Origin of the sequence: Rhizobium sp. WYJ-E13, assembly GCF_018987265.1 — a bacterium.
Classification (GTDB): domain Bacteria; phylum Pseudomonadota; class Alphaproteobacteria; order Rhizobiales; family Rhizobiaceae; genus Rhizobium.
Genome location: NZ_CP076853.1, coordinates 2,448,416 through 2,475,141 on the forward strand (window position 1 = coordinate 2,448,416; position 26,726 = coordinate 2,475,141).

Sequence of the window (26,726 nt, forward strand, 5' to 3'; positions counted from 1 at the left end):
GCTATTCATGCCGGGGGCAAGGGCCAAGATCATGAGATTGTTCCATTTTCAGCCCAGATGAAAAATCTTGCCGGGATTGAGGATATTGTCGGGATCGAGCGAGCGTTTGATCTGACGCATCAGATCCACCGTGCCTCCGAGCTCCTGCTCCAGAAATGCCATCTTCCCCTGACCGATCCCATGTTCGCCGGTGCATGTTCCGTCCATTGCCAGCGCCCGCGCATTCAGCCGGGCCACGAACTCCTCGGCCGTGGCAATCCCCGCGGCACTCTTGTCATCGAACAAAAGCTGCACATGGAAGTTCCCGTCACCCGCGTGGCCGACGATCGGCGCCAGCAAACCATTTGCCTCGATATCGGCCTGCGTTTCGGCAACGCAATCCGCAAGCCGCGATATCGGAACACAAACATCGGTCGAAAGTACGGCAAGGCCGGGTGCGAGCGCGCGCACCGACCAATAGGCGTCATGGCGCGCCTTCCAGAGCTTCGTGCGCTCCTCCGGGCTTGCCGCCCACTTGAATTCGCCGCCGCCGCATTCGGCCGCGATCTCGGCAAAGGCGGCTGATTGCAACGCCACCGTTTCATCCGTGCCATGGAATTCGAGGAAAAGCGCAGGGCTCTCCTCATAGGGAAGGCCGGCATAGGCAATGCTGGCGCGCATCTGCAGCGCATCGACGAGTTCGATGCGTGCCACCGGAATGCCCATCTGGATCGTCATGATGACGGCATCGCAGGCCGCCTTCACGCTCGGGAACGCGCACACACCGCCGGCGATCTTCTGCGGAATGCCGTGCAGGCGCAGCGTCACCGAGGTCAGGATGCCGAGCGTACCCTCAGCGCCCACGAAAAGCCGTGTCAGATCGTAGCCGGCCGAAGACTTGCGGGCGCGCCGCGCGGTGCGGATTTCCTCGCCTGATGCGGTGACGGCAGTCACCGCAAGCACATTGTCCTTCATCGTGCCGTAACGCACGGCATTGGTGCCGGAAGCCCGCGTCGAGGTCATGCCGCCGATCGAGGCATTGGCGCCGGGATCGATCGGGAAGAACAGGCCGGTATCGCGCAGATGGATATTCAACGCCTCGCGGGTGATGCCGGGCTCGACCGTGCAGTCGAGATCCTCAGGATTGACCTCGAGCACCCGGTTCATCCGGCTGAAATCAATGGAAATCCCGCCATTCGGCGCGTTGACTTGGCCCTCAAGCGAAGAGCCGGTACCGAAGCCGATGACCGGCACTTTGTGATCGGCACAGACCCGCACAGCGGCCTTCACATCGTCAGCCGTCTCGGCAAAGAACACTCCGTCGGGCAACTGAGCGGGAATATAGGTGGTCGTATGTGCATGCTGGGCGCGAAAAGCCTGGCCGGTCTGGAAGCGCTCTCCGAAGCGCTGTTTCAGAATACCGGTGACGGTCTCGATGCCCGCCTCGTTTCGCACCCCGACCTTTGCGTCGCGCAGCGCCATGCCCTTGATCTCCCTACATTCCACAGCCTGCTACAGCATCTGTAGCAGGCCGGGTATGAGGCAAGTCAAAGCGGCTGTCCAGCCAAGATTAGGGAAGATTTCATCCCATCTTTATTGCAGGGACAGCGGGCGGGTTGAGCCGGGCAAAACCCTCCTGCCGATAGTAAGGAAAATAGGGATAAGGCGGCGTCACGGCACTGACCGCATCCAGCCGCCTTATCTGCTCCGCCGTCAGGCTCCAGCCGACGGATCCGAGATTTTGCCTGAGCTGTTCCTCATTGCGCGCGCCGATGATGACGCTTGAGACCGTCGGCCGGCCGATCAGCCAGTTGATGGCGATCTGCGGCACCGTCCTACCGGTCTCGACGGCAATCTCGTCCAGCACGTCGACGATGTTGAAGAGCTTCTCGTCATCGACGGGTGGGCCATATTCAGCGGTCTGGTGCAGACGGCTTCCCTCCGGCAGGGCCACACCGCGGCGGATCTTGCCGGTCAGCCGGCCCCAGGCAAGGGGGCTCCAGACGAGCGCCCCCACCTGCTGGTCGGCGGCAAGCGGCATCAGCTCCCATTCGTAATCCCGCCCGGCGAGCGAATAATAGACCTGATGGGCGACATGGCGCGGGTAGCCGTATCGCTCGGAAATACCGAGCGCTTTCATCAACTGCCAGCCGGAGAAATTGGAAACGCCGACATAACGCACCTTGCCCCCGGCAACCAACCCATCGAGCGCCGAAAGCACTTCCTCCATCGGCGTCGAGGCGTCGAAGGCGTGAAGCTGCAAGAGGTCTATATAGTCGGTGCCGAGCCGCCGCAGCGCATCCTCGGTCGCGCGGATCAGCCGTGACCGCGAAGTGCCCCAATCATCAGGTCGCTCGCCCATCGGCAGCGCCATCTTGGTCGAGATCAGCACCGCATCGCGCCGGCCGGAAATCGCCTGTCCCAGCACCTCCTCTGACGCGCCAGCCGAATAAACGTCCGCCGTATCGAACAGCGTCACGCCCGCCTCCAGGCAGATATCCACCATCCGCCGCGCTTCCTCGGCATCTGTCGTGCCCCAGGCGCCGAAGAGCGGTCCGCTGCCACCGAACGTGCCGGCCCCGAAGCTCAGCACCGGCACCCTCAGCCCCGATGCGCCGAGATTTCTGTATTCCATGATCCAATCTCCTGTTTTCTGAAGAGATAGACCCGGCCAGCACTGTGATATAGATTGCCTCAGAGCATATCATTTGTGATTTGAATTCATCGTGAGCCGTCAGGACATCAATCGATCCGGTGAAATGGAAGTCTTCGTCAGCGTCGTCGAGCGCGGCGGCTTCTCCGCTGCTGCATTGGCGCGCCGCATGACGCCGTCGGCCGTTAGCAAGCTGGTCGCCCGGCTGGAAAACCGGCTCGGCACCCGCCTCGTCAACCGCTCGACGCGCAAGCTGCAGCTGACACCGGAAGGCTGCGCCTTCTATGAGCGCAGCGTGGCAATCCTCGCCAACATCTCGGAGGCCGAACGTTTTGCCTCGGCAGGAGAACAGGCGGCCGGACGCATCAGCATCAACACCAGCGGCTCTTTCGGCAATCATGTCCTGGCGCCGCTCGTCCCCGCTTTCATGGCCGAGCATCCCGGCGTCACGCTGGATATCACCCATACCGACAAGGTCGTCGACCTCCTGGAAGAGCGCGCCGATGTGGCGATCCGCGCCGGCCCGCTGAAGACATCGAGCCTGATTGCCCGCAAGCTCGGCGCTGCCAGAAAAATCATCGTCGCCTCGCCCGACTATCTGAAACAACGCGGCGAACCACGCTCAGCCACCGATCTGCACGATCACTGTCGCATTGGCTTTTCCTATGCCCGCGCACTGGAGGGCTGGCCGATCCTCCATGGCGGTGAAACGATCTCCCTTCCGCTCACATCAGGCCTGCAGGTCGGCGATGGTGAGGCCATGCGTTATCTGGCGCTCTCAGGCGCCGGCCTTGCGCGCATGACGGAGTTCACCGTGCGCGCCGATATCGCCGCCGGCCGCCTCGTCCCTGTGCTGGAAAAGCTCAATCCCGGTGATGTCGAAGAGTTCTACGCAGTCTATATCGGTCAGGGCGGGCCACTGCCGGCCCGTGTTCGCGCCCTCCTCGATTTCCTTGCAAAACACATCCGCCTTTAGGGGCACAAGGGCCAGATTCCGCAATTGACCCTTTGGCTGCCCCGAGCCTATACGGGGTCTGCGCTTGCCGGCCCTCAGCCGGCCTCTTCATGCTGCCGGAGCCTCTTCCCATCTTCGCCTACGGGCTCGCTCCGGTCAAAAGTTCGAGGATCACAATTTTGGACGCAAGCAGCTTCCAGCAGAAAGCGAGCCTGCCCAAATGGGCATTGCTGCTTGCCTTGTCCGCCATTCTTGTCCTGTTCCTCGAACTCTTCGCCCTGCCCGCCTCGCTGCTGATCGGCCCGATGGTCGCGGCGATCGGGCTGGCGCTCACCGTCGGCAAGGGGCAGTTGCGCATCCCCTACTGGCCGCTACAGTTCGGCCAGGTGCTGGTCGGCCTCCTGATGGCGCGCAACATCACGCCTGACATCCTGGGCACCATGGCCAAGGACGCGCCGCTCTTCTTCGTTTTCATCGTCTCGGTCATCGCCATTGCCGCCGGCCTCGGCTGGCTGCTCACGCGCTGGCAGGTTCTGCCCGGCACGACGGCTGTCTGGGGCTCGACGCCCGGCGGCGCCTCGGCCATGGTCATCATGTCGGAAGCCTACGGCGCCGATGCCCGCCTCGTCGCCTTCATGCAATATCTGCGCGTCGTCTTCGTCGCCGTCGGCGCCTCTGTCATCTCCCGCCTCTGGGTCGCCGCCGATGGTGAGGCGCCGCCGCCGGTCATCTTCTTCCCGGCGGTCGACTGGCCGGCCTTCACCATGACCATCGCCTTCGCCGCCCTCTGCTGCTACGCCGTCTTCCGCTTCCGCATCCAGGGCGGCAACATTGTGGTGCCGCTGTTTGCCGGCGCGGTGCTGCAAGGCTTCGGCCTGTTGAAGATCGAATTGCCGACCTGGATCCTGGCGCTCAGCTACGCGCTGATCGGCTGGAGCATCGGCCTTCGCTTCACCCGCTCGATCCTCAAACATGCCGCCCGCGCCCTGCCCCGCGTCTCCGCCTCCATCATCATCCTGATGGCGCTCTGCGGCTGCATGGCGGTGGCACTCCACAAATTCGCCGGCATCGACCCGCTGACCGCCTATCTTGCCACCAGCCCCGGCGGCGCCGATTCCGTCGCCATCATCGCCGCGTCAAGCGATGTCGACGTGCCCTTCGTCATGGCCATGCAGACCGGCCGCTTCCTGATCATTTTGCTGATCGGGCCGGCGCTTGCCCGCTTCATCGCCCGCCGCTCGGGACTTGCGGAAAGTTCCGCCTAAGGCATCGCTCGCACGACGAAGTTGGAACTCGTCTCAGCTAGCCGAGCGCGACGGAACCTATGATCGCATATCGCCGCCATGAACCCTGCCTAAGGACTACACCTCTCAGCCACAAAGCCCCGCTTGCCCAACAAAATCCAGTCGAGAAGCGGAGATGAAGCACCGGCGCACCGGCGCCTCAGCGCGCCGGTTCTTCGGCTCATGCCACCAGACCCTTGGTCAGTTCGAGCGCCTGCCGCTCGAACAGCCGGCGATAGATGCCGTTGTTGAGCCGGATGAGCGCTTGATGGTCGCCTTCTTCGACGATCATCCCCCTGTCGAACACCAGCAGTCGATCCAGCGCCCGCACCGTCGAAAGGCGGTGTGCGATGACAAGCGTCGTGCGGCCATCCATCAGGCGCTCCATGGCCTGCTGGATCTGCACTTCGCTCTCGCTGTCGAGGCTCGATGTCGCCTCGTCCAGGATCAGCACGGGTGCATCGGCGAGAAAAGCGCGCGCGATGGCGACACGCTGACGCTCGCCGCCCGACAGCTTGACACCGCGCTCGCCCACCATCGTCTCGTAGCCCTTCGGTAGGTCCATGATGAAACGATGGGCGCTCGCCTGTTTTGCCGCATTCTCGATCTCGCGCCTGGACGCGTTCGGGCTGCCATAGGCGATGTTTTCGGCCAGAGTGCGGTGAAACAGGATGGGCTCCTGCTGCACGATGGCGATCTGGCCACGCAGGCTCGATTGCGTGACCTCGGCGATATCCTGTCCGTCAATCCGGATCGACCCCGAGTTGACGTCATAGAGGCGCTGGATGAGCTTGACGAAAGTGGTCTTGCCCGAGCCGGAATGGCCGACCAATCCGACCCGTTCCCCCGGTTTGATGGTGACCGAGAAATCCTCATAGAGCGGGGTCGGATGCGCGCCATACTGGAAGGTGACGCGATCGAACACGATCTCGCCCTCGCCGATCGCGATGGCTTTCGCACCTGGCTTGTCCTCGATGCCGAGCGGCGTCTTGTCGAGCAGGACAAGTTCCTCCATGTCGTTGACGGCACGCTGCAGGTTTCGAATGTCTTGCCCGACCGAGCGCAGATAACCCTGCAGGACGAAGAACATCGCCAGCACGAAGGTGATGTCGCCTGCTGTCGCCAACCCTTGCTGCCACATGACAAGGCCGGTGCCGAGAATGCCGGCCTGCATGGAGACCATCATGAAGCCCTGGATCGTGCCGTTCAGCGTCCCGCGCTTCCACGTCCGCCGCGTGCGGTTGTCCCATTTGGCAAGCACATGGCGCAGGCGTTCCTCTTCGCGCCTTTCGGCACCAAAGGCCTTGACCACCGAGTTGCAGCTGATGGCATCCGCCAACGCGCCGCCGAGCTTGGTATCCCAGGCATTGGCAAGCTTTGCCGCAGGCGACACGAAACCCATCGAAAGTGCGACGGTCACGCCGATATAAACAAGCGATCCCGCAGCCACGATCAGCCCCATGATCGGCCAATAGGTGCCGAGCACGATACTGGCGCCGACCAGCATGACGATCGACGGCAGCAGAGCGATCAGCAGCAGGTCGTTGAGCGCGTCGAGCGCCCACATGCCGCGGGTGATCTTGCGGACCGTCGAGCCGGCGAAACTATTGGCATGCCAATCCGTCGAGAACCGCTGCACCCTATGGAAGCCGTTATTGGCGACATCGGCCATAATGCGCAGCGTCAGCCGGATGATCCCGTCGAAGATGAACCAGCGCAATACAACGCTGGTCAGGCCAAGGGCCACGACCACAGCGAAGGCGCGGATAGCACCGCCAGCCGCATTGCCGCTGGCAATCGTGTCGACGATCTCACCGGAAAACACCGGCACGAGAACTTCGGCCAGCGTGCTGGCAATAACCAGCAGGACAATAGTGCCCACCAATGCGGGGCGATGAGTCCATTGACGAAAAACAAAGCCGAGGACGCTGCGATACGCATCGGCACGGAAATCGAGCTTTTTGCGAGCCATTTTAACCAGTCCGACGCCGTGTTTCGGCAGCCGGCCCCAAAATCGAGAGTTGAAGAGCACAGTCGGAGCGGGAGACGAACTGGTCCCGGCAGATCGGTCGAGCTGTGAACGAAATTAAAACCGCATGTCGCGTTTCCCTGGCGGGCCGCGAATTGGAATGACCTAGTGTCGGATCATTCCGGACGGGAGGACTTCGATGAATGTTGATGCCATGCAACGCCTCCTTTGATTGATCTGCAGCGGTAGAGTTTCTGTACCGGACAAATTTGATTTTGCCAACCGGATCTTTTCTACTTTATGGAGAATGATGCGCGAATAACACAACATCGCGGCGTTCAAAGGAGCCCGGCATCACCCGCCTTGCTTGGGGATCAGGCGTATACGGCATGTTTTTATTGGTGCTTGCCGCGCAAAAATCGCTGAAGTCCCAGCCAAGCCTCGCAAAATTCCATCTAAATCGGGAAATCATCTACATGCGCCCCCAAGAGTCCCTGCCGTTCTGGCCATGCTTGGCTAGCCGCAAGCTCGTTTATCCCTTATATTGGCCTAATGAATGTCATTGTGCTGAAAAATGGATAATGCCGGGCTGTCTCTCGACAGAATGCGCACATTTGTTCGCGTCGCCGAGCGAGGCAACCTATCTATGGTGGCAAGAGAACTCGGCGTCGGTCAATCCACGGTGACGCGGCATCTCAACGAACTAGAGGATGCAGTCGGTGTGCCTCTCCTCAACCGAACCACGCGTCGCGTGACGCTTACCGACGAAGGCAGTCGCTATTATGCCAACTGCCTTCAGGTATTGCGCCTAGTCGAGCAGGCTGCCGAGGAAGCCAGGAATGCACGTCGGGCGGCCGCAGGCGCTGTCAGGCTTTCGTGTACCGCAGCGCTTGGCGTGATGCACATCACCCGCCTCATCTTCGAATTTCAGGACCGGCATCCTGATATCAGCGTCGATCTCAACTTGACCGACGAACGCATCGACCTGGTTCGCGAAGGCGTTGACCTGGCGCTCCGACTTGGACCTCTCACTGACAGTTCCATGAAGCTTCATGCGCTCGGAAAAAGCCACCGGCTGCTGGTCGGCGCTCCGGCCTATTTCTCCGTTCACGGGCGGCCGGAGCGCCCGGACGATCTCTCGCGATACGAAACCGTCATAATGTCCAATGTGGCCGGGAGCGATCAGATCGCTCTCTCCTCCCGCCATGGCGGGAATTTTACGGTTCCAGTCAACGGGAAGCTGCGCGTCGATCACGGGCTTGCGGCGCGCGAAGCCTTGGCTGCAGGACGCGGCATGGGTCCCGCTCACCTTTGGCTAGTCCACGATCTCCTGGATAACGGTCGCCTCGAGGTCGTGCTCGAAGACTATCGCCCGTCGCCGGTTCCGCTGAGCCTGCTCATCGTGCCAGAGCGCTCTGCCATCGCCCGCGTTCGCCTTCTCACCGACTTTCTTGTCGCCGAGATTCCCAAACTCCCGGGGATCCGGTCATCGTAACTTAGAGCGGCTCAGCTTTCACGGTAGCGCCGCTCTAAGTGTTTGTTTTTATGTAATTCCCGGGAAAACCGCTTCGCGCTTTGCCTAAAACTGCGCTAGAGCCCGAAAGATCGCTTGTCGCCGCGCCAACCCGTGGTGCGAAGATATTGCTTCCAGTCGAGCGTGTCGGGATTCAGGCGACGGCTCCACTCCAGATCATGCTCCTTTCCGAAATAACCATACTGAACGGCATACTCGACCATCCCCAGCAGTTCTTGCACGAAAAGCTCGTTGGCGGCGAACTCCGGAAAATACTGCAGCAGGCCACCCTTGGTGAAAGCATTTCGATATTCCGCCTTGAGGCCGGTTACCTCTCGGAAGGTTTCGACCATCTCGCGCGGAGAGATGACATCGCCGACGATCGGCAGCGTTCTCCCGTTGTAGCGCTCGGGATTTGAGAAAATTTCGAGCACGGCCGGCCCGGTCGCCGTGAGCGGATCGACAAAAGGTGCTCGAAAATCCTCGGGAAGATAGATCGGCAACAGCAGCGTGTCACCCTCCATGCGCGGCAGATAATATTCGAGAAGATTCGTGTAGAAGAATGCCAGGATGACGAAGGAATGAGAGATCGGCAGACCGCGAATATGGTCCGCAACGCGCGCTTTGTCGGTGAAGTGCGGAGCAAACTTCGTCCCGCCGGAGATGGCATCGACATTCTCAAGCGTGCTAAAGACAATATGTCCGACGCCTGCCTCGACCGCCGCATCCGCAAGTTGGCGGCCGATCGGAGCCTCTGTTGTCTCCGGCGGAATGATGGGCGGCGTCATCAGAAATGCCCCGTCCGCCCCTTCGAAGGCAGCAACGACATCCTTCTGGAAGCCAAGCTGGAGAGGGACGGATACAATCTCGGCTCCAAGTTGCTCCAGATTTAAAGCCTCGGGTGAATCCTTTTTCCGGGTCAGGGCGCGTACGCGGAAACGTCCGCTGCGAAGGAGCGTTGATGCGACGCTACGACCCTGTTTGCTGGTGGCACCGGCAATTGCGATGAGTGGCTTATCGTTTGCAGACATAATGTGCCTTGACCTTTCACAGACCGCCGGCTGCTTAGCCAGGCGTCATACTGAGGAGAGCATTCGGCGGACGCCGATAGCTTGGACCCGGGCAAGTTATCGAATCTGGCTTTCTTGCTGAAGGCATGCGCAATGCATATGATAATGCCGTTTTCTGGATAAATACGGATGTCATCTGATCACGTCAGATCGGTGGTGGCTGCATTTCTCAGATCTTCTTCCGGAAGAGGACTACGCCAGGCTGCCATTGCCGGCCTTTGCCGCATGGGCACGATGCAGTCCGGCCCACCGCCCCGGCGTAACGCCATAGGCCTTCTTGAAATGCCGGATGAAATGCGCCTGGTCGGCAAAGCCCGTGGCGGCGGCCACATCGGCAAAACTTTCGCCTTCGCCCATCCGCGCCTTTGCCTGCTGCAGCCGCCGCATCAGCATGTAGCGGTGCGGGCTGGTGGCAAAGGCCGTGCGGAAATGCCGTGACAGGGTGAAACGGTCGAGGCCGGTAATGTTCTCCAGTTCGCCGGAGCGCACCGGCCTCAGCGCATGCGCCTCCAGATAATCGCGAGCCGCCCGCACCTGCCTCCAGGCAACCGCGCCCAGAGCCCGGCGGCGCACCTGCGAATGCCGCGACAGGCCACCCGCCACGCGGCTGACGAAATCATCGACGAAAAGTTCGTCCAGTTCCCGGTCGAGTTCGCCGAGTGCGGCAAGCAGCACCTGCGCTAGCGCACCATCGGCGATCACAGGCTGGTCGACGAAGGGAAGACCGATCTTCTCCGCCTCCAGGCATTCCATCAACAGCGCCGGCTCCATGTAGAGCATGCGGTAATGCAGTCCGTCTGCGGTTCCCGCCCCGCCGTCGTGCTCCTCGTCCGGGTGCAACACGATCACCTGCCCCGGCAGGCTGAAGCGCCGTTCGCCGCGATAGGTGAAGGTCTGCACGCCGTGCAGGGTGACACCGAGCGCATAGGTATCGTGCCGGTGTGGCTCGAACATATTGCCGGAGAACTGCGCCTCGATACGCTCGATGCCCGGAAAGGCCGGCGCAGTCAGGATGCCGCCGCCGCCCTGCGGCTCGCACAAACGTTCAAGACCCTCGAAGACTTGCGGCGTTAGATTCAGGCTCAACGCGTTTCGATACCCTGATGAGAGAGACTGGAATGTTTGATACCAAAATTGCGATCGTCCTGCGAAACAATCTTGCCGGCTGGCAGAAGCTGAATGTCACAGCCTTCCTCTCGACAGGCATCGCCGGACAATATCCGGAGATCATCGGCGAGCCCTACCAGGACCGCGCCGGCAACCTTTACAACCCGCTATCCATCCAGCCGATCATAGTCTTGTCGGCCGACGAAACGACGATATCGACCATCCACCGCCGCGCGCTGGAGCGCGACGTGACGTCATCCGTCTTTATCGAGGAAATGTTTGCAACCGGCCACGATGCGGCCAACCGCGCCGTCTTCGCCGAATATGCCCCCGATGATGCTAAGGTTGTCGGCATTGCACTCAGAGCCGACAAGAAAATCGTCGACAAGATCACCAAGGGCGCCACGATGCAGCATTGAGGCGGAGGGCGCGCGACGAAAAAGGCCGGGCGATGCCCCGGCCTCTTTGTCGTCTGAAGGCACCCGATCAGCTCTGGGTGATCGGCGCGATCTGGATTTCGACACGGCGGTTCTGGGCGCGGCCGGCTTCGGTCGCATTGGAAGCGACCGGCTGCGACGGGCCGAAGCCGACGGCCGAGACGCGGCGCTGGTCGATGCCCTGGCTGCCGAGATAATCGGCAACGGACAGCGCGCGGCGCTGCGACAGGTCCTGATTATGCTGCAGGCTGCCGGTGGAGTCCGTATGACCGTTGATGTCGATGAGGGTGCGGTTGAACTTGCGTAGCACGATCGCCACCGAATTCAGCGTCGGATAGAAGCCCGCCTTCACCGCGTCCTGGTCGACATCGAAGGTGATGTTCGACGGCATGTTGAGAATGATGTTGTCGCCCTGGCGGGTGACAGAAATGCCGGTGCCTTCGAGCTGGGCACGAAGCTCGGCTTCCTGCTGGTCCATGTAGTTGCCGATTGCGCCACCGGCGAGCGCGCCAAGGCCGGCACCGATCAGCGCCGCGTTGCGCTTGCCATGGCCGCCGCCGCCGACGGCCACACCGACGAGGGCACCGCCGAGCGCGCCAAGGGCAGCACCGCCGGCAGTGTTGGATACCTTCTGCTCACCAGTATAGGGATCGGTCGTCGTGCAAGCTGAGAGGTAACTCGCCGCAACGGCCAGAAGGATGAATTTCTTGATCATGGACAGGAGGTTCTCCGTTCGAAGCTGGTGCGAGCAGATATTAGGGAATGCGGCAACAAGATGAAGATACCAATCTGATAAGCCAAATTCCCCATGGGAAACATCGGCCTGTTGCAGCCGCGCACCGATATCACCAGCTTTATTGGCAAACCGCAGGACTTCAGTCGAGGCCGCGACGTTTGGCATAGGCCGCCCGCGCCTCGTCCATGCGTGCGGAGTTTGCGACGACCCACTCGGCGAGCCCCCGAACCGGGTCCAGGAACTCCCGGCCGAGATCCGTCAGCGCATATTCGACCTGCGGAGGTGTCGTATGCGTGACGGTCCGGGAAACGAAACCGTTCTCCTCGAGCTCCCTGAGCGTCGATGCCAGCACCTTCTGGCTGATCTCACCCACTTCGCGGCGCAAGGCGTTGAAGCGCAGCGGCCCGTGACCCAGCACGCGCACCACTAGCAGGCTCCACTTGTCGCTGATGCGTGCCAGCATGCGGCTGATGTGATCGCAGGCGCGAACTTGCTGGCAGCCATCGGCGTCCTCCTCGCAGGGGCCGGTTTCCTGATGGTTATCTGGTTTCAATAAAGTGCCTCCTTGTGCGGCATCGCGAACCATTCGTAATTTGGTTACCGTTAGAAACCAGCATACAGGAGGTTACCATGAATTCTAAGCCCCGTATCGCCGTTATTATCGGCTCTACCCGCCCCACCCGTTTCGCCGATGCCCCGGCACAATGGATATTGAAACAGGCTCAGGCACGTGACGACTTCGACGTCGAGCTGGTCGATCTGCGCGATCACCCACTCCCCTTCTTCGAGGAAATGGCGTCGAACTTCTGGATGCCAAGCCAGAATCCGGAAGCGGTGCGCTGGCAGGAAACGATAGGGCGTTTCGACGGCTATATCTTCGTCGTCGCCGAATACAACCATTCGATCACCGGCGTTCTCAAGAACGCGCTCGACCAGGCCTACAAGGAATGGATGCGCAAGCCGTTCACCGCGATCGGCTATGGCGGCACGGGCGCCACGCGCGCGGTCGAACATCTGCGTGGGATCGGCGTCGAGCTTCATATGGTCTCCACCCGCAGTGCCGTGCATATCGGCGGTGGCGACTTCATGTCGATTCACCCGGCCTTCGGCAACAAGCCGATCGAGGAGATCGAGGCGAACCTGCTGCCGACGGCAAAGGCCGCCCTCGACGAGCTGGTCTGGTGGGCCAAGGCAACGATGGCCGCCAAGGCCGCCTGACGCCAAAGAAAACCACCCGGCGAGCATCGCTTGCCGGGCGGCCGGTACTACAAAATCGAGATCAGAAGTTCTGGAAAAGCTGACGAACCGTGTCGTAGGACGCGTTGGCAATATTCAGCGATTGCAGGCCGAGCTGCTGCTGGGTCTGAAGTGCCCTGAGCTTGCTCGATTCTGCCTCCATATCGGCATCGACGAGGCGGCCTATGCCTGAGGTGAGGTTGTCGGACAGGTTCTTGGCGAATTCGTCCTGAATGCTGATGCGCCTTTCCAATGCGCCGAAGGCCGAGCCGACGGTCGTCAGCTGTCCGAGCGCGGCGTCGACGACGCTGATCATGTCGTTCAGGTCCTGTTTGCTGGTATTCGCCGTCAGGCCGATTTCCACCTGGCCGGCCGTATTGCCGTTCTTGCTCTTGGTCAGCACCCAGGTCTGCGCGGTGCCGAGTTCGGTTGCGAAGAAGGCGGAGGTCAGCACGCCATATTCGCCGGTGCCGCCTGCCCGGTCATCGATCACATAACGCGCATCCTTGGAAGAGGTCGCGCCGCCCGGCGGAATATCGATATGGTAGCTCAGCATGCCGACCGATACCGAACCGTCAGAATTGCGGATGAAGGAGGACGGGATCTGGCGCGGCTGCGTCGGCGTCGTGGTATTGTCGAGAATGATCCAATTGTCGTTGTTGAAGCCCGCGCCTTCGGAAACGCTGCGTAGCTGCGCTTTTAACTGCTCCAGCTCTTCACCGACCTTGGTCTTGTCTACGCCCTGCTCGGTAGCGGCGACAAGCTTTGCCTTGATCTCGGTGACGACGTCGATGACGCTGTCAACGCCGGCAGATGCTGTTCCCATGGTGGCAGCCGCCATGCCGAGGGCATCCTGAATGGCGGAGAGTGCTTTGTTGTCGTGACGTACCGTCGTCGCGACTGACCAGTAGGCGGCATTATCTGTGGATTTTTCGACACGCAGACCTGTCGTGACATGGTTCTGCGTCACCGTCATATTCCGATTGATATCACGCAGCACATGAAGCGCCGCATCCACGGAGGTGCGCTGATAAATACTCACGGTACGAACTCCAAAACACAACAGGACGCAACAGAACAGGATGTACCGAAATCACGCGGACGTTCATGTCCGCCGTCGCTCGAAAAGCAGCGCAATGGCCTTCGGAAAAACTGGGGAAGACCGACCGGTTACTGATCGCAATCATTGCCGGTTATGCTTAAAAAACGGCTAAAGTTCAGAAGTAATTTATCTTATTTCACAAGCTTTCGTACACCATAAAAACGCCCGCGGGAGAGGTCCTGCGGGCGCTTCCGAAAGTATTGAAAAAGGCTTGTTCGCCCTCTTACTCGGCAGCCTGAAGCTGTTCTTCCGGATCCGGCTTCGGACGCGTCGCATGCGTCATTTCCTCGTGCAGGCGCGCTTCCTCATGGGCATGCGGCTTGGCGAAGCGGGCAATCAGCAGATAGGCGACGGGAGTGATGAACAGCGTCACCAGCGTTGCGAAGCCGAGCCCGCCGACGATGACCCAGCCGAGCGCCACGCGCGCCTCCGCACCCGCGCCATGGGCGAAGACCAGGGGAACGCCCCCAAGAATGGTCGCGATCATCGTCATCATGACTGGACGCAGGCGAAGCGCGCAGGCCTTTTCGATGGACGAGCGCACATCCTCGCCGCGGTCACGCAGCTGATTGGCGAATTCCACGATCAGGATGCCGTTCTTCGCCATGACGCCGACAAGCAGCACGAGGCCAATCTGGCTGTAGATGTTGAGGCTGGAGCCGGTGATGATGAGCGCAAAGACGGCGCAGGCAAGGCCGAGCGGCACCGTCGACATGATGATCAGCGACGACAGGACGCTCTCGAACTGGGCCGCCAGCACCAGGAAAATGATGACAATCGCAAAGCCGAAGGTCAACGCCATGCCGCTGGAATTCTCTTCGAGCGTTGCGGCCTCGGCAAGCGGCAGCAGACGCGCGCCGGGCGGCAACAGCGGTGCTGCCATCTGCGTGACGTTCTTGACAGCATCGCCGAGCGACATGCCGTCCTTGAGACCGGCGGTGATCGCTACGGACGCGAGCTGCTGTTCGCGATTGAGCTGCGGGGCGACCGAGCCTTCCTTCAGCGAAGCGATGACCGACATCGGCACGATCTTGCCTTCGCCCGTCTTCAGGAAGACGTTTTCGAGATCGGTCGGATCGTCGATCGGCCGCATCGTCGAAGTCAGAAGCACCGGGTAGGATTCACCATTGACGAAGACGTCGACCACCGATCGTCCCTCGAGCAGTGACTGGATGGCGGTCGAAAGCCCTGTAATGTCGATACCGAGATCGGAGGCCCGTTCGCGATCGATGGCGACGGAGACTTGCGCCTGCGAGGGTTCGTTGGTCAGGCGCGGCGTGTCGTATTGGCCGCTTGCGTCGAGTTGCTGCACGAGTTTGGCGGCAGCCGCCGTCAGCGCCTCGTGGTCGTTGCCGATCAGCGCCATCTGAAGACCGCTGCCGGCGCCGCGGATGCGCAGGCTGTTCGACGAGATCGCATTGCCGCGCAGCGCTGGCACCTTCGACGCAGCCTGGTTGATGTCGCGCACGATCTGGGCCTGCGTGCGGTGGCGCTCGCCCCAGGGCGCCAGCGTCAGCACCATGAAGCCGCTGTTGGAAGAGCCACCCTGGCCGGAGATCGAGAAGACGTTCCTGATATCGCCGCTGTCAACGAGCGGCTGAAGGTATTCCTCCACCAGTTGAAGCTTGTCGCGCGTATACTCGAGGCTGGAGCCCTGCGGCGTCGTCAGCCGCATCATCACCATGGCGCGGTCTTCCTCCGGCGTCAGCTCGCTCTTGACCGTGCCGAAAGCAACAACGGCTGCCGCGCCGAAAATGAGCGAGAAGACGATGACGACAACAGGCGCGCCCAGGCAGGCATGCAGCGCCCATTTATAAATGCTGGCGAAGGCCTCGCCGAAGCGGCCGAGCAGCCCGTGATCCTCGATCATCGGCTTGGTCAGCATGCGCGAGGCGAGCATCGGGCACAGCGTCAGCGCCACGATCGACGACAGGCCGACCGAGAAGGCAAGGACGAAACCGAACTCGCGGAAAAGACCACCCACCTGCCCCGGCAGGAAGGAGAGCGGAATGAAGACGGCGGCAAGTGTGGCCGTTGTCGCGATGACGGCGAAGAATACCTCGCGCGTGCCGAGCACGGCGGCCGCGCGCGGCCCCATGCCTTCCGAGCGTCGGCGCACGATGTTTTCGAGCACGACGATGGCGTCGTCGACCACGAGACCGGTCGCCAGCACGATCGCAAGCAGCGTCAGGATGTTGATCGAGAAGCCGACCATATAGATCGCGGCAAGCGTGCCGATCAGCGCCACCGGCATCGAGACGGACGGGATCAGCGTCGCGCGCCAGTCGCGCAGGAAGAGATAGATGACGACGGTGACGATCACGGCCGAGAGCAGCAACGCCAGCACCACTTCATGGATCGCGCCCTCGATGAACACGGCGTCGTCGCTGGTGATTGCGATCGTCGTGCCCTTCGGCAGCGTCTTGGAAAGCTGGTCGACGGCAGCGTGAATGCCGGTGGATATATTCAACGTATTCGACTGCGCCTGGCGGATGATGCCGAGACCGATGCCCGGCTTGCCATTGGAACGCAGCGCCGTCTCGCCGTCGCGCGGTCCGAGCGTCACGGTCGCAACATCGCCGAGGCGCACATTGTGCTGCAGGATGACGTTCTGGAAGTCTTCGGGCGTCTGCAGGCTGGCGGTGGCGCGCACCACGATATCCTGCATCGGGCTCTTCAGCGAACCGGCTGGCACATCGAGCGCGGCATTGTCGAGCGCCTTGGTGAGATCGCCAATAGTCAGCCCGCGGCTTGCAAGCGCGCTCTGATCGACGTCGACGCGGAAAACCTTTTCCTGATCGCCGTATTCCTCGACATCGGCAACGCCATCGACAGAGGCCAGTCGATCGACCACCTCGTTCTCGACGAGCAATGTCAGATCGTCCATGTTGAGCGTATCCGACGTCACCGCAAGGCGCATGATCGCCGAGGAATCCGAGTCAGCTTTGACGATCTGCGGCGCATCCGCCTCATCGGGCAGGTTCTGGGCAATGCGGCCGATGGCGTCACGCACGTCATTGGCGGCAACGGCCAGGTCGATAGAGTCGGAAAATTCCAGCGTTACGCGGCTCTGGCCGAACTGGGAACTGGAAGAGATGGATTTGAGGCCGCTGACGCGGGCGACCGCACCTTCGATGACCTTGGTCAATTCCTGGTCGATCGTCTGCGGCGAAGCACCGTCGAAGGTCGTGCGCACGGTTACCACCGGCCGGTCGACATCGGGCAGTTCGCGCACTTCGACGCCGACATAGGCCGCAAGACCGGCCACCACCATCAGCGTGTTGAACACCAGCGCCAGGATCGGGCGGCGCACGAACAGCGCGGTGAAAGACGCCTTGCTGGATTCCGGCTTGCCCTGGTGGATCTCGGTCACGTTCATTGGGAGGCGACCTTGTCGTTAGAGGCGATATCGGTCGCCACACGCACAGCGCCGTTCTCGCGCACGCGCTGCAGGCCCTGCGTGACGATCTGGTCGCCATCATCAAGGTCAGCCTTGACCAGCACATAATCCGGATTGCGCTGCACGACCGTGACCCGCACCTTGTGCGATCTGCCGTCGGTCACCCGCCAGACGAAAGAGCCCTGGGCATCCCACTGCACGGAGAGCGGGTTGACGGCTGGGTATTTATCGCCTGCAAACTTCATGCTGACAGCAAAGGACATGCCGGCGCGCAGCTCGTCCGAGCTGTTGTCGATCCGTCCCCGCAGGCGCAGCGTGCGGCTTGCCGCGTCGACGCGGTTGTCGACCGCTTCCAGCACACCTGAAAAGATCTTGCCCGGTCGCGCCACGGACGTTGCCTCGACCACCTGGCCAACGGAGACCGTATTGGCGAAACGCTCCGGCACCCAGTAGTCGACGAGGATTTCAGTGCGGTCGTCGAGCGTCACGATCGGCGTCGAGGTCGTGACGTTGTCGCCGATATTGACCGGCACGATGCCGACGATACCGTCGATCGGCGCGACGATATTGCGGCGTGCGAGATTGAGATCGGCCGCCTGCAGTTGCAGCCGCGCATTCTGCTCGGCGATCTCGGAATCGAAGACGTCCATGCGCGACACACTGGACTTGATGTTGTGGTAGAGGCTGGATTTCTCGAGCGCGCTATTCAGCGCCACCTGCGCTTGCCCCTGGGCAATGACCTGCTCCTCGCTGTCGAGTTTGGCAAGAACCTGACCCTGCTTGACCATATCGCCCGACTTGATGAGAATTTCGCGGATCGTGCCGGTTGCCTGCGGCGTGACCGCGACGGAGCGGATCGCGTCGCCCGTGCCGATCGCGTTCAGCCGGTCGTTGACGACGCCCTGTACTACGGCCTGGGTGACGACGAGAACGGAAGCATTGCGCCCACCGCCGCCTTCGCCGCCGTTACGACGACCCTGCCCTTGCCCCTGGCCGCCCTGACCTTGGCCGCCGCCCTTCGCCTGATCGGCCGCTTCATCGGTCTTGGGAGCAATCCTGGAGACGAGGTTGTCAGGAATTCCGGCATTGCGCATCGCATCGCCTGCCTCGGGCACAAAGTATACCCACGCGGCAAAGCCGGCGATAATCACGACAACGCAAAGTAAAAACTGCTTCCAAAAAGGCATTCACGTCTCCGGAGGGACTCGAGGTTAGACCAGGGTCGGTCGAAAGAGGCGTTGCGGGACAACCAGTCCCGTCAGGTGCGACAATATCGCACCTTTCCCCGGCCGGCAGCAAGCGTAACCACCCGTCATTACAGAATTGTAATATCAGCAAAGATTGAAAATAACCCGCCCGCTCACTTTTACTTGAGCGATGCCGGGGAGCCGTTCCAGCAAAAGTGTGCAGCGGTTTTGCGTCGGAACTGAGCAAGAAAAGAGATAGGCAATTTCCGTGTTCTAAGGATATGGAAATAACCTATATACGCCTCTCCCGCCGCCACGTCCCGGGCGACACCCCATGCAGCGCCGTGAAGACCCGTGTCAGATGGCTTTGGTCTGCAAAGCCGCAGGCGACCGCGATCTCGGCGATGGAGCCCGTGCCGAGCAGCATCTGCCGCGCCTTCTCCGCCCGGTATTCCATGAGCCAGCGATGTGGAGTGCGGCCGGTCGATCTCTTGAAGGCGCGGATGAAATAGCTGGTCGACAACCCGCATTGCGCCGCGACATCAGATATCGTCGCCTCCCGCGCCGTCAGCGAGGCGAGGAACGCCGTCGCCATGTTGAGCTGACGCCCCGAAAGCCCACTGCTGCGTTCGACCGGCAGATTGATCTTGCCGTAACGCGTCACCAGATGCGCCTGCAGCGCCAGCAGGACATGATCGATGAAAAGAGCGCTCGCATGCGCTGGCTGGCTGAGCGCCGGCAGGAGTGCCATTGCGAGCCCTTGCACGACCGGATCAAGCTGACCCTGCCCGCAATCGAGCCCGTTAAAGCCGGAACGCCCCGCCTCGTAGCTGAAATCGGAAAGCCCCTGCCGGGTTATGTTGAAACGCATGTTGTCGAAGGAGGAGCGATGATGGCAGCGCCACTCCTCCCCGAGATCGGTGATCGCCAGCGCTCCCGCCGGATGGCCGCCGTCGTGGATGAGCCTGCCGCGGCGCCAGAGGCGATGGTTGTCGAAGGGTTTCAGCTGCGCGATCACGCTGAAAGCCTCCGCCTGGGGAATCGGCCCGCTCTCGTCATGATCGGCGCTGTTGCTGCGCATGCGCGTGATCGACACCGCACCGGCTTGAAGCAATGAAATCTGTGGCCGAGACGCCAATTCAATCACCCCCGTTTTCGAATTGCCTCCCGCTGTCCCAATGACATCATTTCCCCTGAAAATCCACTGGGAGAATTGAAACGGCAGCCCTGTCTCCGGGGCTGCCGTCCACTCCGGTCATGGTGCTTCGCAGATTCAGGCCGCTTCCTGGAACGCCTTTTCCAATGTCGCGACATCGAGCTTGACCATCTGCAGCATCGCCTCGGTCATCTTCTTCGCATTGCCCTTGCGCTGACCGCTCATCATCTCGGCCAGAGCCTTGGGCACGATCTGCCAGGAAAGACCCCAGCGATCCCTGAGCCAGCCGCAGTGTTCTGCCATACCCCCGTTGCCAAGGAACCCATCCCAGATACGGTCGACCTCCGCCTGATCTTCGCAGATGACCTGTACGGAATAGGCATGGTTGAACGGTTCGAACGGCCCGGCCTTCATGGCCATGAAATTCTGGCCGCCAAGCTTGAACTCCACGATTTCGACACTGCCTGGAGGGCCGCTCGGCGTTTCTGCCGGCACGGTGGTGATGTCGCCGATTGCGGAATTGGGCACAAGCGAAACGTAGAATTCCACCGCCTCGCGGGCGCCTTCGGCAAACCAGAGATGTGAAATGACCTTGACCATGAAACATCCTCCTTTTGGTCGTCGTTCATGGCTCTAGGACGCATGAGCCCCGACAATCCCGACAGGGCCGCGAAAAAAAATCCCGGGTGCCTCTTTGGCTACTCCGACACCTTTCCGACCACCTCTGCGCCCCGAGGCAATTTTTGACAAAAGAGGGTAGAAACCGACAATCTGATTTGGCTTTTGCCAAGTAGGTTCGCCGTCGAATCGCGACCTCTCACTCGCGGGGAAGCGATGCACCACAAGCTTCTGCAGCGGCCGACTGGCAGCCGATTCCTGCCTTCAAGGCCTCATGACCAGGGAGAACGATAATGTCCAAATATCTTGAAGTCCTCACGCCCCAGAACAGCCAGCTGATCTTCATCGACCAGCAGCCGCAGATGGCCTTCGGCGTACAGTCCATCGACCGCCAGACTTTGAAGAATAATGTCGTCGGCCTCGCCAAGGCCGCCAAGACCTTCAAGGTGCCGACCACCATCACCACGGTCGAAACCGAGGCCTTCTCCGGCAACACCTATCCGGAACTGCTCGCCGTCTTCCCCGAAAACACGATTCTCGAACGCTCCTCGATGAACTCCTGGGACGACCAGAACGTCCGCGACGCCCTGGCGAAGAATGCCGCCAACGGCCGCAAGAAAGTCGTCGTTTCAGGCCTCTGGACGGAGGTCTGCAACACCACCTTCGCGCTCTCCTGCATGCACGACACCGATTACGAGATCTACATGGTCGCCGATGCCTCGGGCGGCACGTCGGCCGATGCGCATAAATACGCCATGGATCGCATGGTCCAGGCCGGCTGCGTTCCCGTCACCTGGCAGCAGGTTCTGCTGGAATGGCAGCGCGACTGGGCACGCCGCGAAACCTATGACGCCGTCACCACCATCGTCAAGGAACATTCCGGCGCTTACGGCATGGGCGTCGACTACGCCTATACCCACGTCCACAAGGCGCCCGAACGTGTCAAGCATGGTGAGCGCATCGGCCCGAATCCGGCCAAGTAAACTTCATCGGCGGGAGCGGCTTCTCTGCCGCTTTCGCTTTCCTGCATGACGAAGTGAATAGAGCCCAAATGAAAATCTATCTCCTCTCCCTTGGAGCCGGCCTACTCGTTGGCATTGTCTACAGCCTGCTGAACGTCCGTTCGCCGGCCCCACCGGTCGTGGCGCTTGTCGGCCTGCTTGGCATTCTGGTCGGCGAGCAGGTCATCCCATTCGCGAAGACCTTGATCAACAAGGAGCCTGCGGCCGTCTCGTGGCTGAACCAGATAAAGCCGCACATGTTCGGCCACCTGCCGAAAGGCAGCGCACCTTCCGACGCAAAGCCTTCTGACAAGGTCTGATACACGCTTTCGCTCGAGGACGAAGACTATGGAAAACGCAACTGCCGACCTCATCCTGCATCATGGCCTGATCACCACGCTCGACCGATCCAATCCGACAGCCAGCGCCGTCGCCGTCAAAGACGGCAAGTACCTCGCCGTTGGCCACGACGCCGAGATCATGGCGCTCAAGGGGCCGAATACGAAGGTGGTCGACCTCAAGGGCAAGCGCGTCCTTCCCGGCCTCATCGACAACCACACGCACGTCATCCGCGGCGGCCTGAACTTCAACATGGAACTGCGCTGGGATGGCGTTCGCTCGCTCGCCGACGCGATGGACATGCTGAAACGCCAGGTGGCGGCAACACCTGCGCCGCAATGGGTTCGTGTCGTCGGCGGCTTTACCGAGCACCAGTTTGCGGAAAAGCGCCTGCCGACGATCGAAGAGATCAACGCGGTCGCGCCGGATACCCCTGTCTTCATCCTGCATCTTTATGACCGCGCCCTTCTGAATGGCGCCGCCCTTCGCGCCGTCGGTTATACCAAGGACACCCCGAACCCACCCGGCGGCGAGATCACCCGAGATGCAAACGGTAATCCGACTGGCCTGCTGCTTGCCAAACCGAATGCTGGCATCCTCTATTCGACGCTCGCGAAGGGTCCGAAACTGCCCTTCGATTACCAGGTCAATTCCACCCGCCATTTCATGCGCGAACTGAACCGTCTGGGTATTACCGGCGTCATTGACGCAGGCGGCGGCTTCCAGAACTATCCCGACGATTACGCCGTCATCCAGAAGCTCGCCGACGAAGGCCAGATGACCGTGCGTCTCGCCTACAATCTCTTCACGCAGAAGCCGAAGCAGGAGAAGGAAGACTTCCTGAACTGGACCGCTTCGGTGAAATACAAGCAGGGCAACGACTATTTCCGCCACAATGGCGCTGGCGAAATGCTGGTCTTTTCCGCTGCCGATTTCGAGGACTTCCGACAACCGCGCCCCGACATGCCACCGGAAATGGAAGGCGAACTGGAAGAGGTCGTGCGCGTGCTCGCCGAAAACCGCTGGCCCTGGCGTCTTCACGCCACCTATGACGAGACGATCAGCCGCGCGCTCGATGTGTTCGAAAAAGTCAATCAGGATATCCCGCTCGAAGGCCTCAACTGGTTCTTCGACCACGCCGAGACGATTTCCGAACGGTCGATCGACCGGATTGCAGCCCTTGGCGGCGGCATCGCCGTGCAGCATCGCATGGCCTATCAGGGCGAATATTTCGTCGAGCGCTATGGTGTGGGTGCGGCCGAAGCCACCCCGCCGGTCGCCCGCATGCTGGAAAAGGGCGTCAAGGTCTCCGCCGGCACCGATGCGACCCGCGTCGCCTCCTATAATCCCTGGGTGTCGCTCTCCTGGATGATCACGGGCCGCACTGTCGGCGGCATGGCAATCTATCCACGCGCCAACTGCCTCGACCGCGAGACGGCGCTGCGCATGTGGACCGAAAACGTCACCTGGTTCTCCAATGAAGAAGGTAAGAAGGGGCGCATCGAGAAGGGCCAGTTCGCCGATCTCATCGTGCCGGACAAGGATTTCTTCGCCTGCGCCGAAGAGGAAATCTCGTTCCTCACCTCGGAGCTCACCATGGTCGGCGGCAGGATCGTCTATGGATCAGGCGCTTTCGCCAGCCTCGATGAAAACCCGGTCCCACCCGCCATGCCGGACTGGTCGCCGGTGCGCAGCTTCAAAGGTTATGCCGCCTGGGGCGAACCAGAAGGTGCCGGCAAGAACTCGCTGCACCGCCGCCTGATCTCGTCCTGCGGCTGCGCCAATGATTGCAACGTCCACGGCCATGCCCACGCCAATGCCTGGGGCTCGCAGGCGCCGGTCTCCGATCTCAAGAGCTTTTGGGGCGCGCTCGGCTGCGCCTGCTGGGCCGTCTGAGGATCGATCCGATGCATGCCCTTGAAATCCGACTTGCGTCCCTCGCCCGTCCTCTCTTCGGCGCGCCGTGGATGCGCTTCATCGCCTATCTCGGCCTCTGTGCCGCCTATCTGCAGGGCGGTCTCAACAAGCTCACGGATTTTCCGGGCGCGATCGGCGAAATGAACCATTTCGGCCTGTCGCCCGCTCCGCTTTTCGCCGTGTTCGTCATCATCATGGAGCTTGTAGCCTCACTCATGATTCTCATCGGCCTTTTTCGATGGCTGGGCGCGCTCGCCCTCGGCGCCTTCACGCTGCTCGCCACCTTCCTCGCCCTGCGTTTCTGGGAATTACCCGTGGGAATGGAGCGCTTCATGGCTGCCAATTCCTTCTTCGAACATCTGGGCCTCGTCGGCGGCTTCCTGCTCGTCGCCTGGCTCGATCTCAGGGAAAAAGCATAAGGCAACCTGCACCAAAGCATCACTTCCGCTGACCCCTGCAAACATGTTTTCTGGCCGTGTCAGCACCACGGTGCAACCCATCCGCCTCAGGGCACAGATCCTCCCAACCCCAGCATAGGACAAATTCAATGCCGACGATCACCACCAAGGACGGAACGACGATCTATTATCAGGATTGGGGCAACGGTCAGCCGATCCTCTTCTCCCATGGTTGGCCTCTGTCGGGCGATGCCTGGGAAGTCCAGATGCTCTACTTTGCCCAGCAGGGCTACCGCGTTATCGCCCATGATCGCCGCGGACACGGCAAGTCCTCCCAGCCGTGGAACGGCAACAATATGGATCAGTATGCCGATGACCTCGCCGAACTCATCGAGAAGCTCGACCTCAAGAACCTCATCATGATCGGCCATTCCACCGGCGGCGGCGAAGTCGCCCATTATATCGGCCGCCATGGCACGAGCCGCGTCGCCAAGGTCGTGCTCGTCGGCGCCGTACCGCCGCTGATGCTGAAGACGCCTGAAAATCCCGAGGGCACGCCGATCGAGGTCTTCGACGGCATCCGCAAGGGCACGGCCGGCGACCGCTCGCAATTCTACCGCGACCTCACCATCCCCTTCTACGGCTTCAACCGCGACGGCGCCAAGGTCAACGAAGGCCTGCGCGAAACCTTCTGGCTGATGGGCATGGCCGGCGGCATCAAGGGCCATTACGATTGCATCCATGAATTCTCCGAGGTCGATTACAGCGAAGACCTCAGGAAGATCGACGTTCCGGCCCTGCTCATCCACGGCGATGCCGACCAGATCGTGCCGATCAAGGCAGCCGCCGAAAAGGGCATCAAGCTTCTGAGGAACGGCACGCTGAAGGTTTATCCGGGTGCCCCGCACGGCCTCGCCCAGACGGAAGCCGACAAGTTCAACGCCGACGTCCTCGCCTTCATCAAGGCGTAAACCTCGAACGTACCGAATGAACGGCCGGCCAGGCCGCAGGAGATCGCATATGCTTCGTCTATCGTTAGCCCTTGTTGCCCTTCTCGGCTTGGCCGGCGCCCCAGCGCTGGCCGCCTCACCGCAATTCGGCGTCGGCGCGCAATATGACACGACCCATGTCTATGTCGCCCCCGGCGACGTGGACGCCTTTGCCAAGAGCTTCCTCGCCACCTTTGGCGGCACCAGCACCAAGCAGGTGACCGCAACGGTGACGCCGACGCCGAGCAGCACCACGTCGCAGCTTCTGCAGACGCCGGTTGGTACCGTCTCGCTCTTCGGCTTCAAGACGTCGATCCCCTACCCGTTCGGCGCCGAACGCACAGGCTATCTCGTCACCGATCTCGACAAGGCGGTCGCCGCGGCAAAGGCGGCCGGCGCCGATGTCATCGTCTCCGCTTTCCCGGATCCGATCGGCCGCGACGCCGTCATCCAGTGGCCGGGCGGCGTCAACATGCAGCTTTACTGGCATACAACCAAGCCAGACTATCCCGCCTTCACGACAGTCCCGGAAAACCGCGTCTACGTGTCGCCCGACCGTGTCGCAGCCTTCACCCACGCCTTCCTTGCCTTCTCGCATGGCAAACTCGTCTCCGACGATAAGAAGGCGCCTGGCGTCGAAATCGGCCTGCCGGACACGACATTCCATCGCCTGCGCATCGATTCCATCTTCGGCCGCATGACGGTGCTCGTCACCGATGGCCACCTGCCCTTCCCCTATGGCCGCGAGATGACGGGATATGAGACTGCCGATCTCGACGCGACGCTCCGGAAGGCTAGGAATAGCGGCGCCGAAATCCTCGTTGCGCCCTATCAATCCGGCGACCGCCGCGCCGCCATGGTGGAATTCCCGGGTGGCTATATTGCCGAAATCCACGCCGTCGCAGCAAAGTAACCAGACAAAACGATAAGAGGGAAAACGATGCGTCCAGCCCTGCCCGTACTTCTGAGCCTCACCGGCGGTTATGTCGATACAGCCGGTTTCCTGGCGCTCGGCGGCCTCTTCCCCGCCCATGTCACCGGCAACTTCGTGACATTGGGTGCGGCACTGACCCACGGCACGACGGGCATCATCGCCAAGCTTCTGGCGCTGCCGGTCTTCTGTCTGACGATCCTCCTGCTGCGCTACCTCACGCACAATGTGCCGCCCGGCGACGAGAAGGGCCTGCGCATCCTGCTCGTCATAAAGCTTCTCTTCCTGATTGCCGGCGGCGCCTGCGCCATCTGGCTTTCCCCCTTCGCCAATCCCGATGGACTGCCGCTGGTCGCAACCGGCATGCTGCTCGTCATCGCCATGGCGATCCAGAACACCGCCCACCGCATCCATCTCGGCGCCTCACCGCCGAGCACGCTGATGACCGGCACTACGACGCAAATCATGATCGACCTAGCCGACCTCGCCCATGGCAGCGCCGGCGATCAGGCAAAGCCCGTAAAGAGCCGACTGTCGCATATGGTGGTCGCCGTCTTCGCCTTCGCGCTCGGCTGCGGCCTTGCCGCCCTGCTGTATGCCACGGTCGGCACCTGGTGCTTTGCGCTACCGCCGCTCTTTGCGCTGGTTTCGGTCTGCCTGGCTTTCGCCGGCCCGCAAACGACCTGAAGTATCCGCGCAAAACGATGCAGCGGTTTTGCGATGACGACATTTGTCAAACAAGGACTTGAG

General features: G+C 61.3%; 24 protein-coding genes. 12 read left to right on the plus strand and 12 right to left on the minus strand.

Features of this window, described 5'->3' with window-relative positions; translation table 11 throughout:
- Positions 1–48 precede the first annotated feature (48 nt).
- Positions 49–1,461 carry an FAD-binding oxidoreductase gene (locus KQ933_RS12400; RefSeq protein WP_216755165.1) on the minus strand — a complete coding sequence of 471 codons (1,413 nt, stop codon included), beginning with the start codon at positions 1,459–1,461 and terminating at the stop codon, positions 49–51.
- Positions 1,462–1,561: 100 nt separating this feature from the next.
- Complete coding sequence (locus KQ933_RS12405) at positions 1,562–2,614, minus strand: aldo/keto reductase (RefSeq protein ID WP_216755166.1); 1,053 nt, start codon at positions 2,612–2,614, stop codon at positions 1,562–1,564.
- A 91-nt stretch (positions 2,615–2,705) separates the two neighbouring features.
- Here KQ933_RS12405 and KQ933_RS12410 point away from each other — a divergent pair, with 91 nt between their 5' ends.
- Positions 2,706–3,608 (plus strand): LysR family transcriptional regulator, encoded by a 903-nt coding sequence (locus tag KQ933_RS12410; RefSeq protein WP_216755167.1) that lies wholly within the window; start codon positions 2,706–2,708, stop codon positions 3,606–3,608.
- A 149-nt stretch (positions 3,609–3,757) separates the two neighbouring features.
- On the plus strand, positions 3,758–4,852 hold the full coding sequence (locus KQ933_RS12415) for an AbrB family transcriptional regulator (protein ID WP_216758902.1): 1,095 nt from the start codon (positions 3,758–3,760) through the stop codon (positions 4,850–4,852).
- A 199-nt stretch (positions 4,853–5,051) separates the two neighbouring features.
- Here the strand turns inward: KQ933_RS12415 and KQ933_RS12420 are convergent, their stop codons facing one another.
- The gene (locus KQ933_RS12420; protein WP_216755168.1) at positions 5,052–6,842 is read right to left on the minus strand and encodes an ABC transporter ATP-binding protein; all 1,791 of its coding nucleotides are present in this window, start codon (positions 6,840–6,842) and stop codon (positions 5,052–5,054) included.
- A 571-nt stretch (positions 6,843–7,413) separates the two neighbouring features.
- Between KQ933_RS12420 and KQ933_RS12425 the strand changes: the two genes are divergently transcribed.
- A complete protein-coding gene (locus tag KQ933_RS12425) occupies positions 7,414–8,334 on the plus strand; it encodes a LysR family transcriptional regulator (protein WP_216755169.1) in 921 nt (306 codons plus the stop codon).
- Positions 8,335–8,429: 95 nt separating this feature from the next.
- Here the strand turns inward: KQ933_RS12425 and KQ933_RS12430 are convergent, their stop codons facing one another.
- Together KQ933_RS12430 and KQ933_RS12435 are read right to left on the minus strand one after the other, a co-directional pair.
- The gene (locus KQ933_RS12430; protein ID WP_216755170.1) at positions 8,430–9,383 is read right to left on the minus strand and encodes an NmrA/HSCARG family protein; all 954 of its coding nucleotides are present in this window, start codon (positions 9,381–9,383) and stop codon (positions 8,430–8,432) included.
- A 231-nt stretch (positions 9,384–9,614) separates the two neighbouring features.
- A complete protein-coding gene (locus KQ933_RS12435) occupies positions 9,615–10,508 on the minus strand; it encodes an AraC family transcriptional regulator (RefSeq protein ID WP_216755171.1) in 894 nt (297 codons plus the stop codon).
- 32 nt (positions 10,509–10,540) lie between these two features.
- Between KQ933_RS12435 and KQ933_RS12440 the strand changes: the two genes are divergently transcribed.
- Positions 10,541–10,948, plus strand: a complete 408-nt coding sequence (locus tag KQ933_RS12440; RefSeq protein WP_216755172.1) for a DUF2000 family protein — start codon at positions 10,541–10,543, stop codon at positions 10,946–10,948.
- Positions 10,949–11,015: 67 nt separating this feature from the next.
- Here the strand turns inward: KQ933_RS12440 and KQ933_RS12445 are convergent, their stop codons facing one another.
- Positions 11,016–11,681 carry an OmpA family protein gene (locus KQ933_RS12445; protein ID WP_216755173.1) on the minus strand — a complete coding sequence of 222 codons (666 nt, stop codon included), beginning with the start codon at positions 11,679–11,681 and terminating at the stop codon, positions 11,016–11,018.
- 160 nt (positions 11,682–11,841) lie between these two features.
- Positions 11,842–12,255 carry a helix-turn-helix domain-containing protein gene (locus KQ933_RS12450; protein ID WP_216755174.1) on the minus strand — a complete coding sequence of 138 codons (414 nt, stop codon included), beginning with the start codon at positions 12,253–12,255 and terminating at the stop codon, positions 11,842–11,844.
- Between the two features lie 77 nt (positions 12,256–12,332).
- Here KQ933_RS12450 and KQ933_RS12455 point away from each other — a divergent pair, with 77 nt between their 5' ends.
- A complete protein-coding gene (locus KQ933_RS12455) occupies positions 12,333–12,920 on the plus strand; it encodes an NADPH-dependent FMN reductase (RefSeq protein ID WP_113204759.1) in 588 nt (195 codons plus the stop codon).
- A 61-nt stretch (positions 12,921–12,981) separates the two neighbouring features.
- Here KQ933_RS12455 and KQ933_RS12460 read toward each other — a convergent pair whose 3' ends face one another.
- The 5 genes from KQ933_RS12460 to KQ933_RS12480 form a co-directional block, all read right to left on the minus strand.
- Positions 12,982–13,980 (minus strand): flagellin, encoded by a 999-nt coding sequence (locus tag KQ933_RS12460; protein WP_216755175.1) that lies wholly within the window; start codon positions 13,978–13,980, stop codon positions 12,982–12,984.
- A 283-nt stretch (positions 13,981–14,263) separates the two neighbouring features.
- Positions 14,264–17,419: an efflux RND transporter permease subunit gene (locus KQ933_RS12465; protein ID WP_216755176.1), complete on the minus strand. Its 3,156-nt coding sequence runs from the start codon at positions 17,417–17,419 to the stop codon at positions 14,264–14,266.
- On the minus strand, positions 17,416–18,627 hold the full coding sequence (locus KQ933_RS12470) for an efflux RND transporter periplasmic adaptor subunit (protein ID WP_216755177.1): 1,212 nt from the start codon (positions 18,625–18,627) through the stop codon (positions 17,416–17,418). The genes KQ933_RS12465 and KQ933_RS12470 overlap by 4 nt, the downstream gene beginning before the upstream one ends.
- Before the next feature lie 292 nt (positions 18,628–18,919).
- A complete protein-coding gene (locus KQ933_RS12475) occupies positions 18,920–19,708 on the minus strand; it encodes an AraC family transcriptional regulator (RefSeq protein ID WP_216755178.1) in 789 nt (262 codons plus the stop codon).
- A gap of 192 nt (positions 19,709–19,900) precedes the next feature.
- A complete protein-coding gene (locus tag KQ933_RS12480) occupies positions 19,901–20,383 on the minus strand; it encodes a VOC family protein (protein ID WP_216755179.1) in 483 nt (160 codons plus the stop codon).
- Between the two features lie 311 nt (positions 20,384–20,694).
- Here KQ933_RS12480 and KQ933_RS12485 point away from each other — a divergent pair, with 311 nt between their 5' ends.
- From KQ933_RS12485 to KQ933_RS12515, 7 genes are all read left to right on the plus strand, one after another.
- Entirely contained in the window at positions 20,695–21,384 is a 690-nt protein-coding gene (locus tag KQ933_RS12485) for a hydrolase (RefSeq protein WP_216755180.1), read from the plus strand.
- Positions 21,385–21,452: 68 nt separating this feature from the next.
- Positions 21,453–21,722 (plus strand): XapX domain-containing protein, encoded by a 270-nt coding sequence (locus KQ933_RS12490; protein ID WP_216755181.1) that lies wholly within the window; start codon positions 21,453–21,455, stop codon positions 21,720–21,722.
- A 28-nt stretch (positions 21,723–21,750) separates the two neighbouring features.
- Positions 21,751–23,637 carry an amidohydrolase gene (locus tag KQ933_RS12495; RefSeq protein ID WP_216755182.1) on the plus strand — a complete coding sequence of 629 codons (1,887 nt, stop codon included), beginning with the start codon at positions 21,751–21,753 and terminating at the stop codon, positions 23,635–23,637.
- An 11-nt stretch (positions 23,638–23,648) separates the two neighbouring features.
- Positions 23,649–24,077 (plus strand): DoxX family protein, encoded by a 429-nt coding sequence (locus KQ933_RS12500; protein WP_216755183.1) that lies wholly within the window; start codon positions 23,649–23,651, stop codon positions 24,075–24,077.
- A 128-nt stretch (positions 24,078–24,205) separates the two neighbouring features.
- On the plus strand, positions 24,206–25,027 hold the full coding sequence (locus KQ933_RS12505; RefSeq protein WP_216755184.1) for an alpha/beta fold hydrolase: 822 nt from the start codon (positions 24,206–24,208) through the stop codon (positions 25,025–25,027).
- Between the two features lie 49 nt (positions 25,028–25,076).
- Entirely contained in the window at positions 25,077–25,958 is an 882-nt protein-coding gene (locus KQ933_RS12510; protein ID WP_216755185.1) for a glyoxalase, read from the plus strand.
- A gap of 27 nt (positions 25,959–25,985) precedes the next feature.
- On the plus strand, positions 25,986–26,663 hold the full coding sequence (locus KQ933_RS12515; RefSeq protein WP_216755186.1) for a YoaK family protein: 678 nt from the start codon (positions 25,986–25,988) through the stop codon (positions 26,661–26,663).
- The last annotated feature ends 63 nt before the right edge of the window (positions 26,664–26,726 follow it).

Bases quoted from the DNA above. Each gene is read 5' to 3' on its own strand.
- KQ933_RS12400 (WP_216755165.1), bottom strand. From the start codon at position 1,461: ATGGCGCTGCGCGACGCAAAGGTCGGGGTGCGAAACGAGGCGGGCATC.
- KQ933_RS12405 (WP_216755166.1), bottom strand. From the start codon at position 2,614: ATGGAATACAGAAATCTCGGCGCATCGGGGCTGAGGGTGCCGGTGCTG.
- KQ933_RS12420 (WP_216755168.1), bottom strand. From the start codon at position 6,842: ATGGCTCGCAAAAAGCTCGATTTCCGTGCCGATGCGTATCGCAGCGTC.
- KQ933_RS12425 (WP_216755169.1), top strand. From the start codon at position 7,414: ATGGATAATGCCGGGCTGTCTCTCGACAGAATGCGCACATTTGTTCGC.
- KQ933_RS12430 (WP_216755170.1), bottom strand. From the start codon at position 9,383: ATGTCTGCAAACGATAAGCCACTCATCGCAATTGCCGGTGCCACCAGC.
- KQ933_RS12440 (WP_216755172.1), top strand. From the start codon at position 10,541: ATGTTTGATACCAAAATTGCGATCGTCCTGCGAAACAATCTTGCCGGC.
- KQ933_RS12445 (WP_216755173.1), bottom strand. From the start codon at position 11,681: ATGATCAAGAAATTCATCCTTCTGGCCGTTGCGGCGAGTTACCTCTCA.
- KQ933_RS12455 (WP_113204759.1), top strand. From the start codon at position 12,333: ATGAATTCTAAGCCCCGTATCGCCGTTATTATCGGCTCTACCCGCCCC.
- KQ933_RS12465 (WP_216755176.1), bottom strand. From the start codon at position 17,419: ATGAACGTGACCGAGATCCACCAGGGCAAGCCGGAATCCAGCAAGGCG.
- KQ933_RS12470 (WP_216755177.1), bottom strand. From the start codon at position 18,627: ATGCCTTTTTGGAAGCAGTTTTTACTTTGCGTTGTCGTGATTATCGCC.
- KQ933_RS12475 (WP_216755178.1), bottom strand. From the start codon at position 19,708: ATGCGCAGCAACAGCGCCGATCATGACGAGAGCGGGCCGATTCCCCAG.
- KQ933_RS12480 (WP_216755179.1), bottom strand. From the start codon at position 20,383: ATGGTCAAGGTCATTTCACATCTCTGGTTTGCCGAAGGCGCCCGCGAG.
- KQ933_RS12485 (WP_216755180.1), top strand. From the start codon at position 20,695: ATGTCCAAATATCTTGAAGTCCTCACGCCCCAGAACAGCCAGCTGATC.
- KQ933_RS12490 (WP_216755181.1), top strand. From the start codon at position 21,453: ATGAAAATCTATCTCCTCTCCCTTGGAGCCGGCCTACTCGTTGGCATT.
- KQ933_RS12495 (WP_216755182.1), top strand. From the start codon at position 21,751: ATGGAAAACGCAACTGCCGACCTCATCCTGCATCATGGCCTGATCACC.
- KQ933_RS12500 (WP_216755183.1), top strand. From the start codon at position 23,649: ATGCATGCCCTTGAAATCCGACTTGCGTCCCTCGCCCGTCCTCTCTTC.
- KQ933_RS12505 (WP_216755184.1), top strand. From the start codon at position 24,206: ATGCCGACGATCACCACCAAGGACGGAACGACGATCTATTATCAGGAT.
- KQ933_RS12510 (WP_216755185.1), top strand. From the start codon at position 25,077: ATGCTTCGTCTATCGTTAGCCCTTGTTGCCCTTCTCGGCTTGGCCGGC.
- KQ933_RS12515 (WP_216755186.1), top strand. From the start codon at position 25,986: ATGCGTCCAGCCCTGCCCGTACTTCTGAGCCTCACCGGCGGTTATGTC.